Source organism: Micromonospora sp. NPDC005220, assembly GCF_040607895.1.
In the GTDB taxonomy this organism is placed as follows: domain Bacteria; phylum Actinomycetota; class Actinomycetes; order Mycobacteriales; family Micromonosporaceae; genus Micromonospora.
Genome location: NZ_JBEXHP010000054.1, coordinates 14,423 through 38,215 on the forward strand (window position 1 = coordinate 14,423; position 23,793 = coordinate 38,215).

Annotated in this window: 19 protein-coding genes and 2 pseudogenes; 7 read left to right on the top strand and 14 right to left on the bottom strand. The window is 73.2% G+C overall.

Annotated elements, in window-relative coordinates:
* Positions 1–48: 48 nt before the first annotated feature.
* Positions 49–627: pseudogene (locus tag ABZU52_RS20080) on the bottom strand (NADH-quinone oxidoreductase subunit C); the annotation flags it as partial.
* A 105-nt stretch (positions 628–732) separates the two neighbouring features.
* Here ABZU52_RS20080 and ABZU52_RS20085 point away from each other — a divergent pair.
* Positions 733–1,779: a glucose 1-dehydrogenase gene (locus ABZU52_RS20085; RefSeq protein ID WP_354972516.1), complete on the top strand. Its 1,047-nt coding sequence runs from the start codon at positions 733–735 to the stop codon at positions 1,777–1,779.
* 16 nt (positions 1,780–1,795) lie between these two features.
* Here ABZU52_RS20085 and ABZU52_RS20090 read toward each other — a convergent pair whose 3' ends face one another.
* The 5 genes from ABZU52_RS20090 to ABZU52_RS20110 all read right to left on the bottom strand — a co-directional run bounded on the left by ABZU52_RS20090 (position 1,796) and on the right by ABZU52_RS20110 (position 7,114).
* Positions 1,796–3,112: a DUF2252 domain-containing protein gene (locus ABZU52_RS20090; protein WP_354972517.1), complete on the bottom strand. Its 1,317-nt coding sequence runs from the start codon at positions 3,110–3,112 to the stop codon at positions 1,796–1,798.
* A gap of 50 nt (positions 3,113–3,162) precedes the next feature.
* Positions 3,163–3,744 (bottom strand): NADH-quinone oxidoreductase subunit B, encoded by a 582-nt coding sequence (locus ABZU52_RS20095; protein WP_196929437.1) that lies wholly within the window; start codon positions 3,742–3,744, stop codon positions 3,163–3,165.
* Positions 3,745–3,830: 86 nt separating this feature from the next.
* Positions 3,831–5,327: an aminotransferase class V-fold PLP-dependent enzyme gene (locus ABZU52_RS20100; RefSeq protein WP_354972518.1), complete on the bottom strand. Its 1,497-nt coding sequence runs from the start codon at positions 5,325–5,327 to the stop codon at positions 3,831–3,833.
* Positions 5,328–5,354: 27 nt separating this feature from the next.
* Positions 5,355–6,767 carry an MFS transporter gene (locus ABZU52_RS20105; RefSeq protein ID WP_354972519.1) on the bottom strand — a complete coding sequence of 471 codons (1,413 nt, stop codon included), beginning with the start codon at positions 6,765–6,767 and terminating at the stop codon, positions 5,355–5,357.
* Between the two features lie 32 nt (positions 6,768–6,799).
* A complete protein-coding gene (locus ABZU52_RS20110) occupies positions 6,800–7,114 on the bottom strand; it encodes an MGMT family protein (RefSeq protein WP_354972520.1) in 315 nt (104 codons plus the stop codon).
* A 13-nt stretch (positions 7,115–7,127) separates the two neighbouring features.
* Between ABZU52_RS20110 and proB the strand changes: the two genes are divergently transcribed.
* Positions 7,128–8,285: a glutamate 5-kinase gene (gene proB, locus ABZU52_RS20115; protein ID WP_354972521.1), complete on the top strand. Its 1,158-nt coding sequence runs from the start codon at positions 7,128–7,130 to the stop codon at positions 8,283–8,285.
* 93 nt (positions 8,286–8,378) lie between these two features.
* Positions 8,379–9,620: a glutamate-5-semialdehyde dehydrogenase gene (locus ABZU52_RS20120; protein ID WP_354972522.1), complete on the top strand. Its 1,242-nt coding sequence runs from the start codon at positions 8,379–8,381 to the stop codon at positions 9,618–9,620.
* Between the two features lie 10 nt (positions 9,621–9,630).
* Here the strand turns inward: ABZU52_RS20120 and ABZU52_RS20125 are convergent, their stop codons facing one another.
* The 6 genes and pseudogenes from ABZU52_RS20125 to ABZU52_RS20150 all read right to left on the bottom strand — a co-directional run.
* Positions 9,631–10,554 carry a prenyltransferase/squalene oxidase repeat-containing protein gene (locus ABZU52_RS20125; protein WP_354972523.1) on the bottom strand — a complete coding sequence of 308 codons (924 nt, stop codon included), beginning with the start codon at positions 10,552–10,554 and terminating at the stop codon, positions 9,631–9,633.
* A gap of 78 nt (positions 10,555–10,632) precedes the next feature.
* The gene (moeZ, locus tag ABZU52_RS20130; protein WP_354972531.1) at positions 10,633–11,880 is read right to left on the bottom strand and encodes an adenylyltransferase/sulfurtransferase MoeZ; all 1,248 of its coding nucleotides are present in this window, start codon (positions 11,878–11,880) and stop codon (positions 10,633–10,635) included.
* A 57-nt stretch (positions 11,881–11,937) separates the two neighbouring features.
* On the bottom strand, positions 11,938–12,678 hold the full coding sequence (locus ABZU52_RS20135; RefSeq protein WP_354972524.1) for a DUF3152 domain-containing protein: 741 nt from the start codon (positions 12,676–12,678) through the stop codon (positions 11,938–11,940).
* Positions 12,679–12,853: 175 nt separating this feature from the next.
* Entirely contained in the window at positions 12,854–13,702 is an 849-nt protein-coding gene (locus tag ABZU52_RS20140) for a DUF3152 domain-containing protein (protein WP_354972525.1), read from the bottom strand.
* A gap of 5 nt (positions 13,703–13,707) precedes the next feature.
* Positions 13,708–14,682, bottom strand: a complete 975-nt coding sequence (locus tag ABZU52_RS20145) for an alpha/beta hydrolase (RefSeq protein ID WP_354972526.1) — start codon at positions 14,680–14,682, stop codon at positions 13,708–13,710.
* Positions 14,683–14,705: 23 nt separating this feature from the next.
* Positions 14,706–15,935: pseudogene (locus ABZU52_RS20150) on the bottom strand (hypothetical protein); the annotation flags it as partial.
* Positions 15,936–18,136: 2,201 nt separating this feature from the next.
* Between ABZU52_RS20150 and ABZU52_RS20155 the strand changes: the two are divergent.
* Both ABZU52_RS20155 and ABZU52_RS20160 read left to right on the top strand, forming a co-directional pair.
* Entirely contained in the window at positions 18,137–18,775 is a 639-nt protein-coding gene (locus tag ABZU52_RS20155) for a TetR/AcrR family transcriptional regulator (protein ID WP_030489514.1), read from the top strand.
* A gap of 64 nt (positions 18,776–18,839) precedes the next feature.
* A complete protein-coding gene (locus ABZU52_RS20160; RefSeq protein ID WP_030329796.1) occupies positions 18,840–19,067 on the top strand; it encodes a DUF3107 domain-containing protein in 228 nt (75 codons plus the stop codon).
* A 78-nt stretch (positions 19,068–19,145) separates the two neighbouring features.
* On the opposite strand, the gene ABZU52_RS20165 is transcribed toward ABZU52_RS20160, so the two are convergent.
* Complete coding sequence (locus ABZU52_RS20165; protein WP_354972527.1) at positions 19,146–19,787, bottom strand: ferritin-like fold-containing protein; 642 nt, start codon at positions 19,785–19,787, stop codon at positions 19,146–19,148.
* A gap of 402 nt (positions 19,788–20,189) precedes the next feature.
* Here ABZU52_RS20165 and ABZU52_RS20170 point away from each other — a divergent pair, with 402 nt between their 5' ends.
* Both ABZU52_RS20170 and ABZU52_RS20175 read left to right on the top strand, forming a co-directional pair.
* Positions 20,190–21,878 carry a DEAD/DEAH box helicase gene (locus ABZU52_RS20170; protein WP_354972528.1) on the top strand — a complete coding sequence of 563 codons (1,689 nt, stop codon included), beginning with the start codon at positions 20,190–20,192 and terminating at the stop codon, positions 21,876–21,878.
* Positions 21,879–21,966: 88 nt separating this feature from the next.
* Complete coding sequence (locus ABZU52_RS20175; RefSeq protein WP_354972529.1) at positions 21,967–23,127, top strand: SAM-dependent methyltransferase; 1,161 nt, start codon at positions 21,967–21,969, stop codon at positions 23,125–23,127.
* A 126-nt stretch (positions 23,128–23,253) separates the two neighbouring features.
* Here the strand turns inward: ABZU52_RS20175 and ABZU52_RS20180 are convergent.
* The coding region (locus ABZU52_RS20180; RefSeq protein ID WP_354972530.1) for a transposase at positions 23,254–23,793 on the bottom strand (540 nt) is incomplete at its 5' end.

Below are 23,793 nucleotides of genomic sequence, written 5' to 3' on the forward strand. Positions count from 1 at the left end.
CGGGGTGCCGCCGCGCGGGCCCTCCCCCACACCACCGGCGCCGGCCGGGGTGGGCGTCGGGCCCCACTCGCCCGGGGCGGGAACGCCCGGCGGGCGGATCGGTCGACGCCCGCCGCCGGCCTCGGACTCGCCCGGCTCCTTCGCACCCGGCCAGGGCTTCGCCACCCGGGAAGCGAGCACGAACTCCTTACGCAGCGGATGGCCCTCGAACTCCGGGGGCAGCAGCAGCGGCAGCAGGTCCGCGTGGCCGGCGAAGTCGATGCCGAACATCTCGTGCGTCTCCCGCTCGTGCCAGGCGGCACCGGGGAAGACGTCGACCACCGAGGCGACCGTGGGCGCGTCGCGCGGCAACCGGGTACGCAGCAGCACGCCGTGGCGCAGTCGGGTCGACCACAGGTGCGCCACCACGTCGAAGCCCTCGGCCAACTCGTCGACGGCGGAGAGCCAGTCGAAGAAGTCGCAGGCCAGCTCGGCGTCGTCACGGGCGGCGGAGACCGCGGTCAGCCAATCCACGGGCGGCACATCGACGGTGGCCCGGGCGAACCGTTGCCCGCCGGAGACCGACGGGGTCGCCTCAACCGGCGCGAGCAGCGCGACCAGTCGAGCGCCGACCTCTTCGGGAGTCATGCCGCTGATCCTAGTGCCGGCCGGGTCCGCGCCTGGCCGCCGCCGATCCCTAGCGATCTGCCGGCTTTGGGCGCGGCGCACGCCTCGGCGGGGAAGGATGAGGGCGTGCGCGCTGTGACGGTGAGACCTGGGGTCGCCAACTCGCTGAACCTCGTCGAGGATCAGCCGGAGCCGGCTGCCGAAGAGGGTTCGGTCCTGGTCGAGGCGCTGGCGGTGGGGATCTGCGGCACCGACCACGAGATCATCGCCGGGGCGTACGGCGAGGCGCCGCCGGGGGCGGACCGCCTGATCATCGGGCACGAGTCGCTGGGCCGGGTCATCGAGGATGCCAGCGGCACCCTGCAACCCGGTGACCTGGTGGCCGGGATCGTCCGGCATCCCGACCCGGTGCCCTGCTCGAACTGCGCGGTCGACGAGTGGGACATGTGCCGCAACGGTCAGTACACCGAGCACGGCATCAAGGCGCTACCCGGGTTCGCCCGGGACCGCTGGCGGGTCGAGCCACGGTTCGCTGTCCCACTCGACCCGACGCTGGCCCAGGTCGGCGTGCTGCTGGAGCCGACCAGCGTGGTGGCGAAGGCCTGGGACCACATTGAGCGTATCGGGCACCGGGCCGAGTGGCAGCCGCAGACCGTCCTGGTGACCGGAGCCGGGCCGATCGGGTTGCTGGCCGCGTTGCTCGGCACCCAGCGTGGGCTCGCCGTCCACGTGCTGGACCGCAACACCGAAGGGCCGAAGCCGGAGCTGGTCGCCGGGCTCGGCGCCACCTACCACACGGTGCCGGTCAACGATCTGCCCTTCGAGCCGGACGTGGTCATCGAGTGCACCGGCGCTCCCTCTGTGGTCCTCGACGTCATGTGCAAGGCGGCCCCGACCGGGATCGTCTGTCTGGCCGGGGTGTCCAGCGGTGGCCGGAGCATCGACTTCGACGCCGGGGCCCTCAACCGGGAGCTGGTGCTGGAGAACAACGTGGTGTTCGGATCGGTCAACGCCAACCGGCGGCACTGGAACATGGCCGCGCAGGCCCTCGCCCGCGCCGACCAGGTCTGGCTGGAGTCGTTGATCACCCGGCGGGTGCCGGCGAACCGGTACGCCGACGCGTACACCGCGGGGCCGGACGACATCAAGGTGGTGCTGGAGTTCGCGTCCTGAGCGACGGCGCGCCCGATCAGATGCCCGGCAGTCGGCCGTTGCGGAACAGGTCGACGAAGAGCTGATGGTCCTGCCTGGCGCGCACCCCGTACGCGTGCGCGAAGTCCGCCAGGTGGCCGACGAAGCCCGACTCGTCGGCGTCCACCGCCGCGACGATGGCCTCCTCGGTGGAGTAGTCCACCAGGTCGTGACTGGATTCGTCGTCGGCGACCGAGTGCATCCGGGCCACCGCCCGGCCAAGGTCGACGAGAATCCCGGTCAGTTCCTCCGGCTCGTTCACGTCCGACCAGTCCAGGTCGGCGGCGTACGGGGAGACCTCGGCGACGAGCTGCCCGGTCCCGTTCAGCTCGGTGAAGCCCAGCCACGGGTCGGCGTGCGCCTGCAACGCCCGCTGCGACTCGGCGGTCCGGTGCCCCTGGTGCTGGAAGTAGCCGCGGACCGACTCGTCGGTGACGTACCGCGCCACGGCCGGCACCTGCGCCTGCTTCATGTAGATGACGACGTCGTTCTCCAGTGCCTGGGTGTGCCCCTCCAGCAGCAGGTTGTACGACGGCAGCCCGGCCGAGCCGATGCCCACCCCCTTGCGCAGCACCACGTCCTTGATCCGCGCCGCCACCGGGCGGAGCTGCGTCGAGGCGGCGGGCAGGGTGCCCAGGTAGTCCTGGAAGGCGGCGCTGACCAGGTCCCGGGTGGCGTCGTCGATCTCGAAGACCCCGTCGCCGAGGGAGAACCGCCGCTCGTAGTTGTCGATGGTGGTCTGCGCGGCGAGCAGGTCGACGCGGGTGTTCAGCCTGGCCCGCTGGAGCACCCGGCGCAGCACCCCGTCGGCGTTGTCCAGGGTGATCGAGCCGATCGCGTCGTCACCGCCGGCGGCGATCGCCCGCAGCTCGGTCAGGTACGACCGGGCGAACCCGGCCACCAGCTCCCCGATCGCCGTGTCGGAGAGCGCCTTGCCGTAGCCGAGCAGCGCCACGCTGGCCGCGAGCCGGCGCAGGTCCCAGGTGAACGGCCCGACGTACGCCTCGTCGAAGTCGTTGACGTTGAACACCAACTGCCCGGAGGCGTTCATGTAGGTGCCGAAGTTCTCCGCGTGCAGGTCACCGTGGATCCACACCCGGCTGGTCTGCTCGTTCAGGAACCGGTCGTCGGCGAAGTCGCCGAGCTGGTCGGCGTAGAACAGCGCGGCGCTGCCCCGGTAGAAGGCGAACGGCGAAGCCGCCATCTTGCGGAACTTGCGGCGGAAGGCGGCCGGATCGATCGCCATCGACGCGCCGAACTCCTCGGTGAGCACGCCGACGATGCGGGCGGAGCGCTGGTCCACTGAGCTGCTCATAGTGCGCAGGCTAGTGCGGCGGGTCCACAACGGGTGGCGGCCGGCCGCTCTCAGTTCGCGGCGGGTGGGCGTACCGGCGGGGCGGTGAGCGAGTCGACCGAGCGTGGCGCGGCGGCCTCGCGTGGCGGCGCGTCCAGCGGCGCGGCCAGCACGTCCCGCTGCGGCACACCCCCGATGCCGGACTGCTCGGCGGCGATCTTCTCCTGTAGGCGCAGGATGCCGTGCAGCAGCGCCTCCGGCCGAGGCGGGCAGCCGGGCACGTAGACGTCGACCGGAATGAGCTGGTCGACGCCCTTGGTTACCGAGTACGAATCCCAGTAGGGGCCGCCGCAGTTGGAGCAGGCGCCAAACGAGATGACGTACTTCGGCTCGGGCATCTGGTCGTAGAGCCGCTTGATCGCCGGGGCCATCTTGTCGGTCACCGTGCCGGAGACCACCATCAGGTCGGCCTGGCGGGGCCCGTGGGCGAACGGGATCACGCCGAGTCGGATGAAGTCGTGCCGACCCATGCTGGTGGCGATGAACTCGATCGCACAGCAGGCCAGACCGAAGTTGAACACCCAGAGCGAGTAGCGGCGCCCCCAGTTCAGCACGAACCGGATCGGCTCACCGAGCACTGCCGGCAGCTGCACGACCGCCCCCTCTCCTCATCGACAGTGAATCACAGGCGCCCTCCGTGCGGTCCGGCAGTGAGCGGCCGGACCTCAGGGCGCTCCGGTCACCAGGTGGGGCGTTGCAGCAGCCCGACGAACTCCACCAGCAGCCGCTCCCGCAGCTCCGGCGGCGCGGCGTCGAGCAGCGTGTTCACCACCGCCATCCGCTCCGGCAGCGGCGCACCGTCGGGCTCGCCGCCCATGCCCAGCCCGGCGGCCAGGCCCGCGACCAGCTCCGGGGTCAGCGCGTCCGGGGTGAGGGCACCGGCCAGCGCGGCCACCTCGGCGGGCAGCCGCACCGGTCCGGCCGCCTGGGCCGCGGCCACCGCGGCGGCCAGGTCCGGCCCGAACTCGGCCACCCGGGGCGCCACCGCGGCTGTCACCGTGAGGTGCACGCTGGCGGGCAGGCCGGCGTACGACAACTGGGGTTGGGTGTGCCAGCCCCGCGCGGTCAGCTCGTCGACCAGGACGAACAGGTCGGGGCCATTCTCGGTGGCGGTGAAGCAGACGACAGTCGACTCCGGCTCGGCCATCAGCCGCAGCCCGTCGACGGCACGGACCGCGTCGGCCAGCCCGGCGACCGCGTCCCGGGTGACTGCGGCCAGCCGCAGGTAGCCGTCGTCGCCGAGGTGCCGCACGGTGGCGTACGCGGCGGCGATCGGACCGCCCGAGCGGGTGGACGCGATCACCGGGTTGATCATCGTGTAGCCGGGCCAGTCGGCGTACGCGAAGTACTGCGGGGCGCGCAGCGCGGCGTCTCGGTGCAGCAGCACCGACACCCCCTTCGGCGCGTACGCGTACTTGTGCAGGTCGACCGAGATGGAGGTGACCCCGGGCACCGCGAAGTCGAACGCCGGGACCGGCTCCCCGAGGCGGCGCAGGTACGGCAGGGTCCAGCCGCCGAAGCAGGCGTCCACGTGGCAGCGCACCCCGGCCTCGGCCGCGCTGGCCGCGATCTCCGCGACCGGGTCCACCACCCCGTGCGCGTACGACGGCGCGGAGCAGGCGACCAGCACCGTCTCCGGGCGGATCGCGGCGGCCATCGCGGCCGGGTCGGGACGCAGCGTCTCCGTGCAGACCGGCACGACGTCCAGCGCCACCCGCAGGTAGTGCGCCGCCTTGGCGAATGCGGCGTGTGCGCTCGACGGCACCACGATCCGGGGTGCGGCGATCTCCGGGTGGGCGTCCCGGGCGGTCTTGACGGCGAGGATCAGCGACTCGGTGCCGCCGCTGGTGACGCTGCCGACGACGTCCGGGGCGGTGGTCCCGGGGCCGGCGCCCAGCACCCGGCCGGCGGCGCCGACCAGCGCGTTCTCCATGGCCAGCAGGGACGGGAACGCGGTCGGGTCCAACCCGTTGACGTGGGCGCTCTCCCGGTGCGCGGCGGCGGCCAGCTCGTCCAGCCCCGGCACCGCCGGGTCGTAGACGTACGCGAAGAGCCGCCCCCCGTGGGTGGGCCGGTCCGCGCTCCGCAGCCCCCGAACCTCGGAGAGCACAAGTTCCGCGGAAACCCCCGACGGCAGCACGCCGCCCCCGCCCCCGGCCCTGTTCTCGTCGATCATGGAGTTATGGTGCCCTTCTTGTGACGGTCAACGGCTTTCGTCCCCCAGCACAACTCCATGATCGACGCGGTCGTCGGTCGCCGTCGCCGTCGCGGCGAGGGTCGCGGGGGTCAGGGTGTATCGGCGGAGCAGGAGGATGGGCGGGGCGATCAGCGCGGCCGGGATGACCGTGAAGCCGAGGAGCACGCCGAGCCTCGCCGTGTCGGACTGGGCCGCCGCCGAGCCGGTGTCGGAGGACACGTAGCCGGAGAGCTGGAGCACCAGTCCGTAGATGCCCGGACCGAGCGCCAGGCCGAAGGTCTCCCCGGCCGTCCACAGCCCGGTGAAGACGCCCGCCTGCCGTCGACCGGTGCGCGCCGTCTCGTGCGCGATGCAGTCCGGCAACATGGCCAGCGCGAAGACCTGCTGCCCGGCGTACCCCACGCCGATCAGCGCGACCACCAGATAGACGGCGACCGGCGGCAGCACCGGCGCGGTGACCAGGGTGAACGCACCGGCGGCGAGGATCAGCGAGGCGACGACCAGTGCGGTCCGCTTGCCCAGCCGGGCGCCGACCCGGGTCCAGATCGGCATCACCAGCAGCGCCGGCCCGACGAAGCAGACGAAGAGCACTGTCGGCCCGGTCTTGTCGTCGCGCAGGATCTGCCCGGCGAAGTAGTTGACCCCGGCCAGGATCGTCGCGACCCCGGCGGACTGCACCACGAAGCAGATCAGCAGCGCCCGGAACGGGCGGTTGGCGCCGGCCACGGCGAGCTGGGCGCGCAGGGTCGGCTCGCTCTCGCCCACCGTGCCGGTCGGCGCGGACCGGGTGCCCAGGAACGCACCGAGCGCGCCGAGGGCGATCAGCACCGCCACGAACAGGCCCATCCAGCGGTGCCCGGCCACGCCGTCACCGCCGGCGCTCACCACCAGCGGGGCGACCGCGCCGGAGACCAGGATGGCCAGCGCCAGCACCGCGATCCGCCAGGTCATCAGGCGGGTGCGCTCGGCGTAGTCGCCGGTCAGCTCTGCCGGCATCGCCACGTACGGCACCTGGAAGAAGGCGAACGCGGTGGCGGTGGCGAGGAAGGCGAACGCCACGTACGCGGCGGCGGCCGAGCCGTTACCGAAGGGTGCCGCGAAGATCGACGCGAACAGGACGGCGAGCGCGAGGCCGGCGACGAGCAGGTACGGCCGGCGGGCGCCCCACCGTGACCGGGTGCGGTCGGAGATCCGCCCGGCCACCGGGTTGACCAGCACGTCCCAGGCCTTGGGCAGCAGCACCAGCAGGGCGGCCAGCCCGGCGGCCACGCCCAGCGTGTCGGTCAGGTACGGCAGCAGCAGCAGGCCGGGCACGGTGCCGAACGCTCCGGTCGCCAGCGAACCGAGCGCGTAGCCGGCGTGCACCGATCGGGGCAGCGAGCCGTCGGCTGACGAGCCGGCGCCCGGCGGCGTTTTCATGGGCCCGAATGTTACTCACGTTAGGACGGCGGTCACATCCCCTCATCAGGCGACCAGCCCGCCGCCGCGATGTCCACGCCCTCACCGCGCAGCGGCACTCCCTCGGACCGCAGTCGAGCCCGCGCCTCCCGCTCGTGCCCAGGCGGCAGTCGACCACTTGCCGTCACCACCCGATGCCAGGGCACCGAGCCACCGTGCCGGGCCATGATGGTGCCGACCAACCGGGCGGAGGCACGCCCCGAGCGCTCGGACAACGCGTCGGCCACCCCGCCGTACGACATGACCCGGCCCTCCGGGATCCGCTCGACCAGGTCGAGCACCGCCTCGACGTACTCGTCAGGAGTCACAATCCGCCACCATATGGGAACGCCGCCGGGCGGTGCGGCCGTGACCACGCAGAATGGTCGGGTGCGCGACGCAGTCACGACGGCCCGGCGGGTCGTCGTCAAGATCGGATCCTCCTCGCTGACCACCGCCACCGGCGGCCTGGCCGACGAGCGCGTCGACACGTTGGTCGACACCCTCGGTCGGCTCACCGCCGAAGGACGCGAGGTGGTGCTGGTCTCCTCCGGCGCCATCGCCGCCGGGCTCGCCCCGCTCGGGCTGACCCGACGCCCGCGCGACCTGGCCACCCAGCAGGCCGCCGCCAGCGTCGGGCAGGGGCTACTGATCGGCCGGTACGCGGCCAGCTTCGCCCGGCACGGCCGCACCGTCGGGCAGGTGCTGCTCACCGTCGACGACGTGACCCGGCGAGCGCACTACCGCAACGCGTACCGGACGCTGCGCAAGCTGCTCGACCTGCGGGCGGTGCCGATCGTCAACGAGAACGACACGGTGGCCACCCAGGAGATCCGGTTCGGCGACAACGATCGGCTGGCCGCCCTGGTGGCCGCGCTGGTGCACGCCGACCTGCTGGTGCTCCTCTCCGACGTGGACGCGCTCTGGACCGGCGACCCCACCAAGCCCGACTCGACGCGGATCACCGAGGTACGCGACGACGCGGACCTCGCCGGCATCACCATCGGCGGGGCCGGCCGGTCCGGCGTCGGCACCGGCGGCATGGTGACAAAGGTCGAGGCCGCCCGGATCGCCACCGGCTTCGGCATCCCGGTGGTACTCACCGCCGCCGACCTGGCCGCGCCGGCGCTGGCCGGCGAACCGGTGGGCACGCTCTTCCACCCGCAGCGGCAACGCCCGACGGCCCGGCTGTTCTGGCTGGCCCACGCCACCTCGCCCCGGGGCCGGTTGCACCTCGACCCGGGCGCGGTCGCCGCCGTCGTCGGGCGGCGCAAGTCGCTCCTCCCGGCCGGCATCACCGCCGTGGACGGCACGTTCACCGCCGGCGACCCGGTGGACCTGGTGGACACCGCCGGCGCATCGGTCGCCCGAGGGCTGGTCAACTACGACGCGGTGGAGCTACCGGGGCTGCTCGGCCGCTCCACGTCCGAACTCGCCGCGGCGCTCGGCCCGGCGTACGAACGAGAGGTCGTCCACCGCGACGACCTCGTCCTGCTGTGAACGGGAGTGCTGCATGAGCGAGCGCCAGCGAGCGAATCATCGGTTCAGGGCGGTGGTGCCTCAGGGCGGCACGGAGCGAAGCGGAGTGCCGGCATGAGCGTGGTTGAGCAGGCGCGACGGGCCCGGGACGCCGCCGCGGAGTTGGCCGTGGCCACGCGTACGGTCAAGGACGCCGCGCTGGTGGCGATGGCCGACGCGCTGGTGACACGTACCCCGGAGATCCTGACCGCGAACGAGACGGACCTGGCGGCCGGCCGCGAGGCCGGGCTGAGCGCGGCCGTGCTGGACCGGCTCGCGCTCGACACCGGTCGGGTGGCCGGCATCGCCGACGCGCTGCGGGAGATGGCCGCGTTGCCCGACCCGGTCGGCGAGGTGGTCCGCGGGTCCACCCTGCCCAATGGCCTGGAGCTGCGCCAGATCCGGGTGCCGTTCGGGGTGGTCGGCATCATCTACGAGGCGCGGCCCAACGTGACAGTGGACGCCGCGGGGATCTGCCTCAAGTCCGGCAACGCGGCGCTGCTGCGCGGGTCGTCGTCGGCCGCGCACTCGAACGCCGCGCTGGTCGCGGTGCTGCGTGACGCGGTCGCCGGGGCCGGGCTGCCCGCCGACGCGGTGCAGTTGCTCGACGCCAGCTCCCGCGACTCGGTCAAGGAGCTGATGCGCGCCCGGGGCCTCGTCGACGTGCTCATTCCGCGCGGTGGCGCGTCGTTGATCCGCACCGTGGTCGAGGAGTCGACGGTGCCGGTGATCGAGACCGGGGTGGGCAACTGCCACGTCTACGTGGACGCCGCCGCCGACGTGGCGAAGGCCGTCGCGGTGACGCTGAACGCCAAGACGCAGCGCCTGTCCACCTGCAACACGGCCGAGTCGCTGCTGGTGCACGCGGGCATCGCCGACGCGTTCCTGCCGCCGGTGCTGGCCGCGTTCGCCGAGGCGGGGGTGACAGTGCACGGCTCACCCGAGGTGGCCGCGTACTCCGCCGCCGTCGTCTTGGCCACCGAGGAGGACTACGCCACCGAATACCTGTCCGCCGACATCTCGGTGGCGGTGGTCGACTCGCTGGACGCGGCGGTCGCGCACATCCGCCGCTTCGGCACCGGGCACACCGAGGCGATCCTCACCGACTCGGCGAGCGCGGCCCGCGACTTCGTCGCGAGGGTGGACGCGGCGGCGGTGATGGTGAACGCCTCGACCCGGTTCACCGACGGGGGCGAGTTCGGCTTCGGCGCGGAGATCGGCATCTCCACCCAGAAGCTGCACGCTCGTGGTCCGATGGGCCTGCCCGAGTTGACCAGCACCAAGTACGTCGTCACCGGCGACGGGCACCTGCGCTAGCGGCCGACGCTCAGCCGGGCGGCGCGGGTCGGGCCGCCCGGATCGCGGCCAGCGTCGCGTGCACGTCGAACTGGTGGCCGTCGTCGCTCTCCCAGCCGCCGTCGCTGCGCTGGGTCTCGGCCAGTCGGCGCAGCGCCCGCACCATGATCCAGTCCTGTGGGTCGACACCGGCGCGGCGCAGCGTGGCCGCCAGCCACGCCACGTCCCCCGGGGACATCTTCGGCATCCGCTCGGCGAGCACCACCTGGATCCGGGCCGACTCCTGGAACATCTCCTGCCGGTGCAGCACGGCCGCGCTCAGCCAGCCCGCGGCGAGGAACGACGGCCAGCTACCGTCCGGTCGCAGCCGGGCGGCGAGCGAGTGGGCCGCCGCCTGCACCACCCCGGCGTACGCCCCGCCGACCCGGTGGTCGAGCGGACCCGAGGCGCGGGCGTCCAGGCCGGCGACGGTGAGCCAGAAACCGGCGTTGGCCGACAACAGGAACCCGGCCTCCGGGTCGCCGGGTCGGGCCCACTCCGGTGCCGAGTCGGCCAGCGACGCGTCCTCTTCCCAACCGCCGTCGGCCTGCTGCCGGGACGCCAACCAGTCCAGCGCCCGCCGGGCGGCGGGACGACCGAGCGCGCCCAGGTCGTCCAGTTCGGCGAGCCGGAAGCAGGTGGCGTCGATCGAGGCGATCTCGCCGCCCCAGGTGGCCGGCCAAGCGCCGTCGGGTGACTGGCCGACCTCGGCCGTCTCCAACAGCTCGGCGGGCACGGCGGTGCCGTTGCGGAGCCAGGAGAGGCGGGCGCGTTCCACCGCGTCCCCATGCGCCACGACGAACCCGATCGCGGCTTCCAAGTCGACCACGGCGGAGACGCTACCTGCGCAGACGCGATGCCGCCTCAGAGAATCGGCCAGCCCGGAATGACTGCGTCGCTCCGGGCGGACGGCCACTCGGTGTCATCTGCGTCGATCTGCCGGGGCGGCGTGGATCGTGTCGGGGCGGCCGTGGGGGCCGCCCCGGCACGATCGTCAGTACGCGGGGAGCGACGGGTCGATCTGCTTGATCCAGGACAGCACGCCGCCCTGCACGTGCACGGCATCCTTGAATCCGGCCGCCTTGAGCGCGGCGAGCGCCTCCGCCGAGCGGACGCCGGACTTGCAGTGCAGCACGATCTGCCGGTCCTGCGGCAGCTTCGCGAGGGCCTCGCCCGAGAGGATGTCGCCCTTGGGGATCAGGGTGGAGCCGGGGATCCGGACGATCTCGTACTCGGCCGGCTCACGCACGTCGACGAGGAAGATGTCCTTGCCGGCGTCCTGCCACTCCTTGAGCTCCAGTGCGGTGATGGTCGCGTCGACCGTCGCCTCCTGGGCCTCCTCGGAGACCGCGCCGCAGAAGTCCTCGTAGTCTTCCAGCAGGTCGGTGACGGTCGGGTTGTCGCCGCAGAGCGCGCAGTTCGGGTCCTTGCGGACCTTGATCTTGCGGTATTCCATCTCCAGGGCGTCGTAGACCATCAGCCGGCCCACCAGCGGCTCGCCGATGCCGGTGAGCAGCTTGATCGCCTCGTTCACCTGGATCGAGCCGATCGACGCGCAGAGCACGCCGAGCACACCACCCTCGGCGCAGGAGGGGACCATGCCGGGCGGCGGCGGCTCCGGGTAGAGGCAGCGGTAGCAGGGGCCGTGCTCGGCCCAGAACACCGACGCCTGACCGTCGAAGCGGTAGATCGAGCCCCAGACGTACGGCTTGCCCAGCAGCACCGCCGCGTCATTGACCATGTAGCGGGTGGCGAAGTTGTCGGTGCCGTCGACGATCAGGTCGTACTGGGCGAAGATCTCGCGGACGTTCTCCCGGTCCAGCGCGGTGTTGTGGATCTCCACGTTGACCAGGGGGTTGATCTCGCGGATCGACGCGGCGGCGGACTCGGCCTTGGACCGGCCGATGTCGGAGACGCCGTGGATGATCTGGCGCTGGAGGTTGGACTCGTCGACGGTGTCGAAGTCGATGATGCCGAGCGTGCCGACCCCGGCCGCGGCGAGGTACATCAGGGCGGGCGACCCGAGGCCACCGGCGCCGACACAGAGCACCCGGGCGTTCTTCAGCCGCTTCTGGCCGGTCACCCCGACATCCGGAATGATCAAGTGGCGTGAGTAGCGGCGGATCTCGTCTACGGTCAGCTCGGCGGCGGGCTCGACGAGCGGGGGCAACGACACGGTGGACTCCCCGGGATCGGCGGTGTGACCGCGCCATTGTTGCTCGCGGGAGCCCCCCTCGGCCATGAGGGACGACACGTGGTCCGGTATGCGGGAGCGGGAATAACCGAAAGACCCGGCCGATCAGGGGACGATGTCCCCCGCGTAGCGACGGCCGTCCAGGTACGGCCAGGCGTTGGCGACGCAGCCTTCCAGGCCGTACGTCTGCTGCTGCATCACCGGGGCGGGCTCCCCCGGGCCGGGGCACGCCTCGTGGTTCTCGCCGAACTCGTGGCCCACCTCGTGGTTGATGACGTAGGTCCGGTAGGTGTCCAGCGACGCGCCGTAGTCGGGCACCGCCTCCATCCAGCGGGCCAGGTTGATGATGACCTGACCGGGCAGGCGACAGGAGGTGTAGCGCTCGGTGGTCAACCCGCCCTCGGCGCACATCCGCTCGGACGTGACCGGGGTGGCCAGGTAGATGGTGAAGTCGGCGGCCCTGGCGTCGGCCACCCGCTGCACCCGCAGTTCCTCGGAGGCGATCCAACTGCGCGGGTCGGCCAGCACCTCGTCCACGCTGGCGGCGAACACGTCGGCGTCCTGGCCGGCGCCGCGTTCGACGACGACCCGGTAACGGTGCAGCGGCCCGTCCGTGCCGTACACCGGTGTCTCGCCGTCAGCCGCGGTGAAGCGTCCCGCTCCGACCGACGGGTAACTGGTGGGCGCCGGGTGCGCGGCCACCCCACCGCCGTGGCCCATTCCGCCCTGGGTGGTGGCCGGCGGCTCGTCCGACGGCCCGCCGCCCCGGCTCACCGTCACGCCGATGGCCGCGGCGAGCACCAGCAGGCCGATCAGCATGCCGCTGTGGCGAGGCCGTCGGTGCATCCGGACGAATGTGGGACGTACACCCCGGAGCGCCGACCGGTGGTCGGGCGGCCGAGGCGGGCCGTAAGGGGACGACGGCGTCATGACGTCAAGCCTGCCAGATTATTCGGGCATTTCTCCGTTTTCGCCGCTATTGCCGCAAGGCGCCTGATGGAGGGTTCAATGGTCGGTCGGGTCAGAGGGCGGGGCCGGTGTAACGACGCCCGTTCAGGTACGGCCACGGGTTGGCCCGGCATCCGCTGAGGAAGAGCGTCTGCTGCATCATCACCGGGGCCGGCCGGCCCGCACCGGGGCAGCGCTCGTGCCGATGCCCAAGCTGGTGACCCACCTCGTGATTGACCACGTACGTCCGGTAGACCGTCAGCGGCACGCCGGCCGCGACGAAGTGCGGCACGGACAACCGCCACCGATCCAGGTTGATGATCACCTGGCCGGGTGCCCGACAGGACGTGTACGGCCGACCGTCGATCCGGATGTCCACCCCACCCCGTGCGCACATCCGAGCCGCGGTACGGGCGGTGGCCAGGTAGACGGTGAAGTCCCGAGGCGCAGCCCCCGGCACCTGCTGGAGCCGCAACCGGCCGCTGTCGACCCAACTGCCCGGCCCGGCGAGCGCCACCTGAACCGCCTGGGCGAACTCGGCCACGTCCTCGTCGCTGCCCGACTCCACCGCGACCCGATAACGGCGCAGCTCACCCGCCCGACCCAGCACCGGGCCGGAGCGGGCGTCGTAGCCGAACCCGCCCGTACCGGCGCTCGGAACCGCGCCGGGCACCCGTAATACCGGGGGCGGGCTGGACGGAACCACGTCAGTGGGCGACGGGTCGGGCGGCAGCGGCCCGGCCACCAGCGGAGGCGGCGTGTCGATCTCCTCGGCGGCCAACCGGTCAGCGCCGGGATGCCCACCCGGCCCCTCGGCGATCACTGTCACCGCCGCGCCGACAGCCACCACCACCGCCACCAGTTGGGCGAGCAGCGCGAAACGTCGCCGACGGCGACCAGGGTGGCGGGGTGAGCTGGGCATCCAGGTCAGCCTGCCAGATCAGACCGCCCCGCGACGTCAGCCGTTTCGGCGAGCAGGGCGACCACCGCGCGGGCAACCAGCCGGGGAACCTCCAACTGCGCCACATGGCCGACACCGTCGAGCATCATCAATCGGCTGTCCGGAATGACCTTGGCGGTCTGCGGCGCGACCCGCACGTCGACCAGCCGGTCCTGTCGGCCGCCCACCACCAGGGTCGGCGCGCGTACCGCCCGGGCCAGGCGCCACAGCGACCCCGACCCCGGCAGGTACGCCCGCAGGAAGCTGGAGACCAGCCCACGGAACGTCCGGACGTACGCGGCGGCGTAGTGCTCGGCCTCGTACCGGATCCGGATCTCCTCCAGCGCCTCGGCCCGGCGCTGATCGCAGATCCGGCTGAGATCGGCGACGCACGCCTCCAGCACCTGCTGGGCCATCACCTCCGGCGCGAGCTGGGTGAGCCGTTTGGCGACCAGCCGTTCACCCCGTGGAATGGCGAGCACCGGCAGCATCCGCCCCTGCAACGAGCGCCGGAAATCCAGGAACGGCAGCGCCGGGGAGATCAGGGTGAGGGTACGAACCAGGTCCGGCCGGAGCGCGGCGACCTGGACCGCGACCGCGCCGCCCAGCGAGTTGCCGAACAGGTGCACCGGGCCCCGACCGGAGTGCTCGATCCAGCGGACGACCAGATCCGCGAAGGCCGGAATCGTGTAGCGCGGGCCGGGCTCGCTGCGGCCGAAGCCGGGCAGGTCGATGGCCTGGCCATCCAGCCGGTCGGCGAGCAGCCCGGCCAGGTCGGTCCAGTTCTGCGACGATCCGCCCAGCCCGTGCACGTACAGCGCCGGCTCCGCGCCAGCGGCGGTGGCCGGGGTGTCCCGCACGTACGTGACCAGGCCGTCGAGGCGGACTTCCCGGCCGGGCCACGGCGGCGGAACGCGATCGTCGGGGAGCAGGTGGTCCGGCCAGAGGGTGGCGCGTCTCATCGTTCCAGTCTGCCTTGGACCACTCAGGACAGCAGCGCCTCCAGCCGACGGTTGACCGCGGCCAGCGTGGCCCGGACCACCGCCTGACGCGGGTCACCCGCGACCAGCGCCGACCCGGCGAGCTGCTCGACCCAGCCCTCACAGACCAGCAGCGCCACCACGGTGGCCACCTCGCAATTGCCGAACGGCACCACCGCCGCGTGTTCGACGAAGCAGCGCCCCCGCTCGGCGTTCTCGGTGCCGCGCAGCAGTTCGTCCACCGCGGCCGCCGCCGCCACCGCGCAGAGCCGCAGCACGTAGCCGTCCACCGCCGGCCCGGTGGCGTACCCGGAGGCGCTGTCCTCCCCGGCCAGCAGCCGGACCTCCACGTTCGCATCCAGGCCGAAGGTGCTGACCTGCACGTGGTCGATCACCACCCGGGGCCCCGGCGCGCCGCCGGTCTCCAGCGGCCGGGACGGCGCCGACTCCGTCGTGGTCACCTGACCCCCGGAGTACGACGTGCCCAGCGTCGCCGGGCTACCGGTCGCGGCGCCAGCCGGCGCGGCCGAGACCGAGCCGGGTTCCTCCACCGTGGCGCGACCCCGGTGCGGAGCGTTCGACCGGCGACGGCGCGTCGAGTCGGTGCTGGCCCGCTGCTCCGGGCCGGCCGGCGCGGCCTGGACCCGACCGCCGGACGGTCGGCTGACCGTCGGCGGTTCGGCCGCCCGAACCTCGCCGGGGTCGCGTAAAGCCGCGTTCTGAGTCTCCGGGGTACGCCGCTCGGCGGGTCGGGGCTCGGCCGCGCGACGGCGAACCGGCGGAGGTGGTGTGGTGGGCAGGCCGGGCACGTTCTGCGGGGCCGCGGCCAACCCCATCCGGTCCTGAAGAAGCCGGGCCACCTGCCGGCTCACCTCGGCCGGGTCGGCGCCGTCGGCCAGGTCCAGTCGCAGGCTGTGCGCCCCGGCCGGGGTACGACGCAGGGCCGCGTCGCGGACACCGGCCACCTCCCGGACGGCGTCCAGGATGGCATTGACGTCGAACCCCTCGGGGCGCTCCCGCAGCGGGGCTGGTTCGTCGTCCCGACGCAGATGAGTGGCGATGCGGGCGAGTTCCGGGGTTTCGGCGGGTGGATCCACGGCTGGCGGCTCCGGCACGACGGGCACGTCCGGTTCTGCGGGGACGCGCTGCGGCAGCACCACCGCGCTCGGGGCCGACTGCCGACCGGCATCGGCCGGCGACGTCGGGTCGGGGGCGGATCGGCGCGCCGCGTAGGGAGAGGGGGACGCCGGTGCGGGCTGATCGCGGCGGCCGGAAGCATTCGGGGCGGCGGGCTGGACAGCTGCGGTCGAGGGCAGGGTGGCGTCGTTCGATGGCGGGTCGCTGGCCGGCGCGCCCGGCTGGGGCGACTCGGCGGGTGCCGGACCGGGCTCGGGTGACGCCGGCCGAAGCCGGAACGGGCCGGTCGGCCGAGCCTCGGACCGTGACCGGCCGGGCGTCTCGCCGCCGTCGCGCCCACCGGTGCTGGCCGACCGACTGGCCGGCCAGGACGGGCGTTCGATCGGGGTCGCGGGGAGCCGTCCCTCGGACCAGTCCGGCCGCTCGGCCCGGTTACTGCTCGCCGTCGCCGAACCGCCGGTCCAGGACGGGCGCTCCGCCACCAGCGACGGGCCGGCCGGAGCCGGTGGCGCTTCGGCCAGCGTGGGAGGTGGCCCGGCCGGTGCCGGAGGCGGTCCGGCGGGGGCCGGAGGTGACGCCTCGGCCGATGCGGGCACCTCGGCCGATGCGGGGGCCCAGGAGGGTCGCGTCGGCGGCGCGCTGGCCGGTGCCGGATCGGACCCGGCGGCCCAGGACGGCCGCGTGGGCGCCGCGCCGGTCGCGGGCGGTTCGGAGCCGCCGGCCCAGGACGGTCGTACCGGCGGCACGCTTGTCGCTGTCTCGGACCCGCCCGCCCAGGACGGCCGCACCGGCGGCAGGCTGGTCGGCGTCGGATCGGACCCTCCAGCCCAGGAGGGCCGCGCGGACGGCGCGCTGGTGGGCTCGGGGTCGGCCCCGCCAGCCCAGGACGGCCGGTCAGCCCGGGGCCCGCTGGTCGCCCCAGACCCCGCCCAGGAGGGCCGGTCGGCGGGCGGACCGCTGGTCGGCGTCGGGCTGCCAGCCCAGGACGGACGGTCGGCCGGTGGCGCGCTGGTCGGCTCGGCGGGGCGCTCCGGCGCGGACTCCGATTCGCCCCGGCCGGGTTCATAGGCACGGGGGGGATCGGCGCGCACCGGCTCATACGGGCGGGGCACCTCGGCGCGCACCGGCTCGTACGGCTGGTTGGGCTCGGCGACCCAGCCCGGCGCCGACTCGTCCCGTGCGGCCGGGCCAACCGGCTCGTCGTCCTGGCGGGACCACGGCGGGGCCCACCCGCCACCCCAACTCGGGCGGTTCCAGCTCGGCCCCGACCAGTCGGGCTCGGTGGCCGACGACTCCCCGGCCCGGTGCGTTTCGCCGGGACGGTGCGCGTCCCCGGCGCGATGGGTCTCTGCCGGACGGTGACCTTCGGCAGCGCGACCATGCTCGCCCTCGTCGGCAGGCCCGGTTGGGCCCGGGGTGCGTCCCGAGGTCGCCGCGGGTTCCGGTGCGAGCGGGTCCCGCCAGTCGCGTGGCCCGGTTGGATTCTCGTCGGCGGCCAGCCGTTCGCTGGTCGGCGCGTGGAAGCCGGGCGGCACCTCGAAGCCCGACGCGGCGGTGCCGACGGGCGGCACCTGGACGGCCGGTGGGGCGGAGGTGGGCAACCCGGGCTCGGCCCAGCGGGCGCGGTGTGCGGCAGCCGGATCGACGGTGGAGTGCGGGGCGGGGCCCGTCTCGGGCTCGGCGGCACTCTGCTCGGTCGGCGGTGCGGGACGTTGGGCGGGCACCACGAGCCGGTCGCTGGCCGCCCCGGGGCGGCCCTCGCCGGGCAGCGCGGGCGGTGCGCTCACCGGTGTGGGGCGGCCCGCGGGCGGTTCGAGACCGGGGTGATGCACGCCGTTGACGTCGTCCGGGGGGTGTACGCCGTTGACGTGGTGGCCGTTGGCGCGGGCCGGCGACTCCGGGTCGCCCGACCGCCCGACCAGCGGCGATGGCAGGTCGCCGTGCCGTGTGGAAGAGGTCCGCCAGCCCGACGCGGGGTCGGGCTGCCAGCGCGGCGCCTCGTCCCGGGCGTCCTCGTGGTCGGCGGCTCGGGGCCACCCACCCGCCGGAGGCGCCCACCCACTGACGGAACGGCTCGGATCGTCGTGCTGACCCGCTCCGTCACCGTGCTCTCCCGGGGTGGCGGCTCCGGGTTGCCCTGTTTCACTCACCGCGCGCTCCTTGGTCGCCCCCGCTGAGGCTACCGTGTGCCGAGAGTGGCGATAAGTTACAGCGGCGGGCCATTTCCACGACGGAGGTCACGGGCCTCGCCCGGTCTGGGGGGAAAATGCCGGCTCGTACGGAGAACTCGGAGGATCCCATGACCGCTGCGGGGAACGGTGCACAGACCGCCGGCCGGCCCACCCGCCTGCCCCGCTCCGCGCGCCGTAAGCAGCTTCTCGCTGCGGCGCAGGAGGTGTTCGTCGCGCAGGGCTACCACGCCGCCGCGATGGACGACATCGCCGAGCGGGCCGGGGTTTCGAAGCCGGTGCTCTACCAACACTTTCCGGGAAAGATGGATCTCTACCTGGCGCTGCTCGACACGCACTGTGACGCCATCGTCGCTCAGGTGCAGGACGCGATGCGCGGCACCAGCGACAACAAGGAGCGGGTCAGCGCGTCGGTACGGGCGTACTTCGACTTCGTCGACCACGAGAGCGAGGCGTTCCGGCTGGTCTTCGAGTCGGATCTGCGCAACGACCCGGCGGTGCGGCAGCGGGTGGAGCGGGTCGAGCAGGGCTGCATCGCGGCGATCACCGACACCATCATCTCCGACACCGGGGTGAGCCGGGCGCACGCCGAGTTGCTCGCGTCCGGGCTGGTCGGCGCCGCGGAGACGGCCGCGCAGTTCTGGCTGGCCGGTGGCCGGCAGGTGCCGAAGGCCGAGGCCGAGGCGCTGGTGGCCGCGCTGTCGTGGCGGGGCATCGCGAGCTTCCCGCTGCAAGGTGAGTCAGCCTGACCGTCGACCCCGTGATCGGATAGCCTTCGCAGGGCGGTTCTTTCGCCCCAGTTGAGGAGGCACAGTGGAGGTCAAGATCGGCGTGCAGTACGCGCCGCGCGAGCTGGTACTGGACAGCGCGCAGTCGCCGGCCGAGATCGAGCAGATCGTGACCGACGCCTTCGCCGGCAACGGCGGCACGCTCTCCCTGACCGACGAGAAGGGCCGGCGGGTCATCGTTCCGGTCGAGAAGGTCGCCTACGTCGAGATCGCCGAGGCGTCGCCCCGGGCGGTCGGTTTCACCGTCCGCTGACCGGTCCGGCCATCGCGGCAGGTCGGCGCTCGGCCACCTGCCGCAGGCCGGCACCGGCTCCGACCAGTCGTTCGGTGCTCAGTTGTTCAGCCCGGCTGCGGCCATCCGCGCGGTGTGCGCGGTGGTGAGCCTGCCGAACAGCCCGGGCACGTCGACCCGGCCGTCCCGCGCGATCAGCGCGGTGAGTGTGGCCCGCTCGGCGGCGACCCGGCCGGCCTGGGACAACGCCTCGCCGACCAGCCGCCGGGCCCACATGGAGAGCCGACCAGCCACCCGGGGGTCGTCGGCGACGGCCGCCCGGATCTCCGCTGCGGCGAAGTTCGCGTACCGGGAGTCGTGCAGGACGTCGAGCACCAGCGCCCGGTCCGGTTCCTCCAGCGCGTCGGCGATCTCGCGTACGAAGTCGTCGGTGATCGCGTCGCCGACGTACGCCTTGGTGACCACTTCCGCCCAGTCCCGTGGCTCGGTCGAGTCGTGGTACGCCTGCAACGGCTCGACATAGGGCGCCATCGCGTCCTCCGGCGGTACGCCCAGCGCGGTGAGCCGGTCGGCGAGGCGCCGGTAGTTGGCGATCTCGGCCGCCGCCATCTCGTTCAGCGCGGCGCGGCGGCGCAGGTCAGGAGCGAGCCGGGCGTCGCCGGCCATCCGCTCGAAGGCGAGCAGCTCGCCGAAGGCGACCAGGCCCAGCAGGTCGGCGTACGCGGAACCGGAGGCGGACACGAGCGGCAGGCTACCGCGCCCCGGCCCTCCGCGCCGCCCCGGCCGATCATGGAGTTGTGGTGCCCGGATAGAGGCTGTTTGGGCCTTTCGTCCACCAGCACAACTCCATGATCGACGCGAGCAGCGGGGGCAGGCGGGGCGGGCCAGGGAGTAGGTGTGGCGTGGGTCACAATTTCTTGCCCCGGGTGGCGAATGGCCTACTGGGAATCGGGACGGAGGCATGCCTGTTCAGGTAACATGGAGCAGTTGCCGTGGGCGCCGATCTGATCGAAGCTCAGCCCGCGGCGCGCGTGCGGCCCGGTCCGGCTCGGCAATCTGCCGCCGACCGTGTGGCCCGCGTCATACCGAACGCGCCCTGAGGACATGACGGGCGCACCCACGAGAGGGCACCCCCACATCCACATGAGCGACCTGACTCAAGATTTGCTGGACGGCCAGGAACTGGCCCCCACCGCCCCGGTTCGACCGGAGGCCCCCACGTTCGCTGCACTCGGCGCCCGCGCCGAGACCGTCGAGGCCCTGGCCTCGGCCGGCATCACCCGCGCCTTCGCCATCCAGGAGTACGCGATCCCGATCGCGCTGCGCGGCGTCGACCTGATCGGTCAGGCGCCCACCGGCACCGGCAAGACCCTCGGCTTCGGCGTACCGCTGCTCGATCGGGTGTTCGCCCCGGGCGAGGGCAGCGACGGCGTCCCGCAGGCGCTGGTCGTCGTCCCCACCCGTGAGCTGGGCATCCAGGTCGCCAAGGATCTGGCCGCCGCCGGCCGGACGCGCGGCGTCCGGGTGCTGCCGATCTACGGTGGCGTGGCGTACGAGCCGCAGATCGACGCGCTGCGCAAGGGCGTCGAGATCCTGGTCGGCACCCCGGGCCGACTGATGGACCTGCAGAAGCAGAAGCACCTCCGACTGGACCGGGTGCACGCGCTCGTCCTCGACGAGGCCGACCGGATGCTCGACCTGGGCTTCCTCGACGATGTCGAGAAGATCCTGGCGATGCTTCCGGAAGACCGGCAGACGATGCTCTTCTCGGCCACCATGCCGGACCCGATCGTCACCCTGTCCCGGCGCTTCCTGCGCCAGCCGATGACGATCCACGCCGGGCACACCGCCGAGACCGGCCCGTCGCCGCAGACCCAGCAGCTGGTCTACCGCACCCACTCGATGAACAAGGTCGAGGTGGTGGCGCGCATCCTCCAGGCGGAGGGGCGTGGGCTGACCATGATCTTCACGCGTACCAAGCGGGCCGCCGACCGGGTCGCCGAGGACCTCGACTTCCGCGGGTTCGCTGTCGCCGCGGTGCATGGTGACCTCGGCCAGGGTGCCCGCGAGCGGGCCCTGCGGGCCTTCCGGGCCGGCAAGATCGACATTTTGGTCGCCACCGACGTGGCGGCCCGTGGCCTGGACGTCACCGGCGTCACCCACGTCATCAACTACGACTGCCCGGAAGACCAGGACACCTACACCCACCGGATCGGTCGTACCGGCCGGGCCGGCGCGACGGGTGTCGCGGTGACCTTCGTCGACTGGGACGACATGCCGCGCTGGCGGATCATCGACAAGACCCTCGGTCTGGAGATGCCGGAGCCGCCGGAGACGTACCACACGTCGCCGCACCTCTACACCGACCTGCACATCTCCACCGAGGTCAGCGGCACGCTGCCCACGGCGGAGCGCACCCGGGCCGGGCTCTCCGCCGAGATCGAAGAGGACCTGGGCGGGACGACCCGCTCCCGCCGGGGCGACAGCGGTGGCCGAGGCTCCCGACGCGGTGAGAGCCGTGGTGAGGGTCGCGGCGAGCGCCGTGGTCGGGGCGATGGCCACCGCGACCGCTCCGACGCCGGCACGCCGGCCGTCGCCGAGGCACCTGCCGCCGACGCCGCCGACGAAGGCACCCGTACCCCACGCCGCCGGCGTCGCCGCCGGGCCGGCGAGGTGGTCGCGGCCGAGACGACCGCGGTGATCTCCGCCGACGCCGGCCCCGCCGAGCCGGCCACCGCGTCCGACGGTGAGGCGTCCAAGCCGCGCCGCCGCCGGCGCCGCCGTGGTGGCGGTTCCGGCGCGGGTACGCCGGCCGAAGCGACAGCGGACTGACCACCAGCCACACCTGACATCCCCCGCACCGCCCCGCGCGGTACGGGGGATGTTCCCTTCTCCCACCCCACCTGCCGAAGATGGAACGATGCCGCAACCACTGGACGCCGCCCTGACCGAGGTTCGGGCGCTGCTGCTCGACCCCGCGCTGACCCGGGCGGTCGCCGCCGGACGCCGCCGTGGGCGTCGTCCCACCGTCGCTCGGGCCGAACTGCGGCCGGTGACGCTCAAGGCCGGGCCCCGCATGCAGATCACCACGTCCGACGGTGCTCGCCCGTACACCCGCAACGTCGCCCCCGGTCCGGAGGCCGCCGTGGCGGTCGACGAACTGCTGGCCGAGCCGTTCGGCAACTGGCACGTCGAGACGGCCGACGCGACGCTGCAACTGCGGGTGACCAAGTCCGGCGAAGCGCAGGTGCACCGGGCCGCGACGTCCCGCCCGGCGGCGACGCCCACCGGAAATGACCGGGCCAAGGAGTACCTGCTCGACCCCGGTGACCCGATCTTCGCGGAGATCGGCGGCTCGGCGGCCAAGCGCCGTCAGGTGGACGCGTTCCTGCGCGCCCTGGCCGCGACCCTGCCCGACGATCTGACCGGTCCGCTACGGGTGGTCGACCTGGGCTGCGGCAACGCCTACCTGACGTTCGCCGCGTACCGCTACCTGACGAGTCGAGGGCTCGACGTCCAGCTGGTCGGCGTGGACGTCCGGGAGGACCAGCGGCGGCGCAACACCGAGCTGGCGCAGCGGATGGGCTGGGCCGACCAGGTCAGCTTCGTCGCCGGGACGATCGCCGACGCCGTGGTCGACCCCGCCCCCGACCTGGTGCTGGCGCTGCACGCCTGCGACACCGCCACGGACGAGGCGCTGGCCCGCGCGGTGCGCTGGGAGGCCCGCTGGGTGCTGGCCGCGCCGTGCTGCCACCACGACCTGGCGAAGCAGCTCCGCGCCCACCCCGCCCCGGCCCCGTACGAGCTGCTGACCCGGCAGGGCATCCTGCGCGAGCGTTTCGCCGATGTGCTCACCGACGCGCTGCGCGCCGGGCTGCTGCGGGTGCACGGGTACCGGGCCGAGGTGGTGGAGTTCGTGGACTCGCAGCACACGCCACGTAACCTGCTGATCCGCGCACGTCGTACCGGTGCTGGGGCGACCGAGCCGCAGCGCGCGGAGTACCGCGAGCTGGTGGACCAGTGGCAGGTCACCCCCCGGCTGGAAACCCTGCTGGCCGCCGAAGAGGCGCCCGCCTCCTAGTAGTGCTTTGTTAGGTTCGGTGGCGTTTGTTGCGGTGTAGCGGTTTCACGGGTTGGTGGCAGGTGATGCAGGCGCCGGTCCAGGTCGCGAGGAGTCGTTGCAGCTCGCGGATGACCTTGTAGAGGGTCAGGCCGGCGCAGCCGCTTTTGGGTCTAGGCGTAGTTCGGTGATGAACAGGTGCGCGGCGGTGACGAGGGTGACGTGGCGGTGCCAGCCGGTCCAGGAGCGGCCTTCGAAGTGGTCCAGGCCGAGCCCGGTCTTCAGCTCGCGGTAGTCGTGTTCGATGCGCCAGCGGATCTTGCCGTAGCGGATCAGGTCGGCGCGGCTGGTCGCCTCGGGGAGGCTGGACAGCCAGTACTTGACCGGCTCGGCCTCATCGTCGGGCCACTGGGCGATCAGCCACCGCTCGGGCAGGAGCCCGTCCGGGTCACGGGCGACGCGGTGCCCGGCTGGACGCACCCGCAGGAACACGAACTGAGAGCTCATGGCGCCCTTCGAGCCTTCCCGCCAGGTGATCGTCTCCGCCGTGTCGCGTCCGGCGGCGCGAACGTGCTCGACCAGGCTGACAGCCGTCTTCGGGTAGCGCGGGTCGGTGCGGGTCGGTGGGCGACCCCGCCCGGACCACACCCGCGGCACCGGTTGCACGCCCGGCTCGTGCGCGAGGGC

What these genes read in the sequence shown, in the direction of transcription:
- ABZU52_RS20090 (WP_354972517.1), bottom strand. Translation starts at nt 3,112, where the DNA reads ATGAGCAGCTCAGTGGACCAGCGCTCCGCCCGCATCGTCGGCGTGCTC.
- ABZU52_RS20100 (WP_354972518.1), bottom strand. Translation starts at nt 5,327, where the DNA reads ATGATCGACGAGAACAGGGCCGGGGGCGGGGGCGGCGTGCTGCCGTCG.
- ABZU52_RS20105 (WP_354972519.1), bottom strand. Translation starts at nt 6,767, where the DNA reads ATGAAAACGCCGCCGGGCGCCGGCTCGTCAGCCGACGGCTCGCTGCCC.
- proB (WP_354972521.1), top strand. Translation starts at nt 7,128, where the DNA reads ATGGGAACGCCGCCGGGCGGTGCGGCCGTGACCACGCAGAATGGTCGG.
- ABZU52_RS20120 (WP_354972522.1), top strand. Translation starts at nt 8,379, where the DNA reads ATGAGCGTGGTTGAGCAGGCGCGACGGGCCCGGGACGCCGCCGCGGAG.
- moeZ (WP_354972531.1), bottom strand. Translation starts at nt 11,880, where the DNA reads ATGGCCGAGGGGGGCTCCCGCGAGCAACAATGGCGCGGTCACACCGCC.
- ABZU52_RS20135 (WP_354972524.1), bottom strand. Translation starts at nt 12,678, where the DNA reads ATGCACCGACGGCCTCGCCACAGCGGCATGCTGATCGGCCTGCTGGTG.
- ABZU52_RS20140 (WP_354972525.1), bottom strand. Translation starts at nt 13,702, where the DNA reads ATGCCCAGCTCACCCCGCCACCCTGGTCGCCGTCGGCGACGTTTCGCG.
- ABZU52_RS20145 (WP_354972526.1), bottom strand. Translation starts at nt 14,682, where the DNA reads ATGAGACGCGCCACCCTCTGGCCGGACCACCTGCTCCCCGACGATCGC.
- ABZU52_RS20155 (WP_030489514.1), top strand. Translation starts at nt 18,137, where the DNA reads ATGACCGCTGCGGGGAACGGTGCACAGACCGCCGGCCGGCCCACCCGC.
- ABZU52_RS20170 (WP_354972528.1), top strand. Translation starts at nt 20,190, where the DNA reads ATGAGCGACCTGACTCAAGATTTGCTGGACGGCCAGGAACTGGCCCCC.
- ABZU52_RS20175 (WP_354972529.1), top strand. Translation starts at nt 21,967, where the DNA reads ATGCCGCAACCACTGGACGCCGCCCTGACCGAGGTTCGGGCGCTGCTG.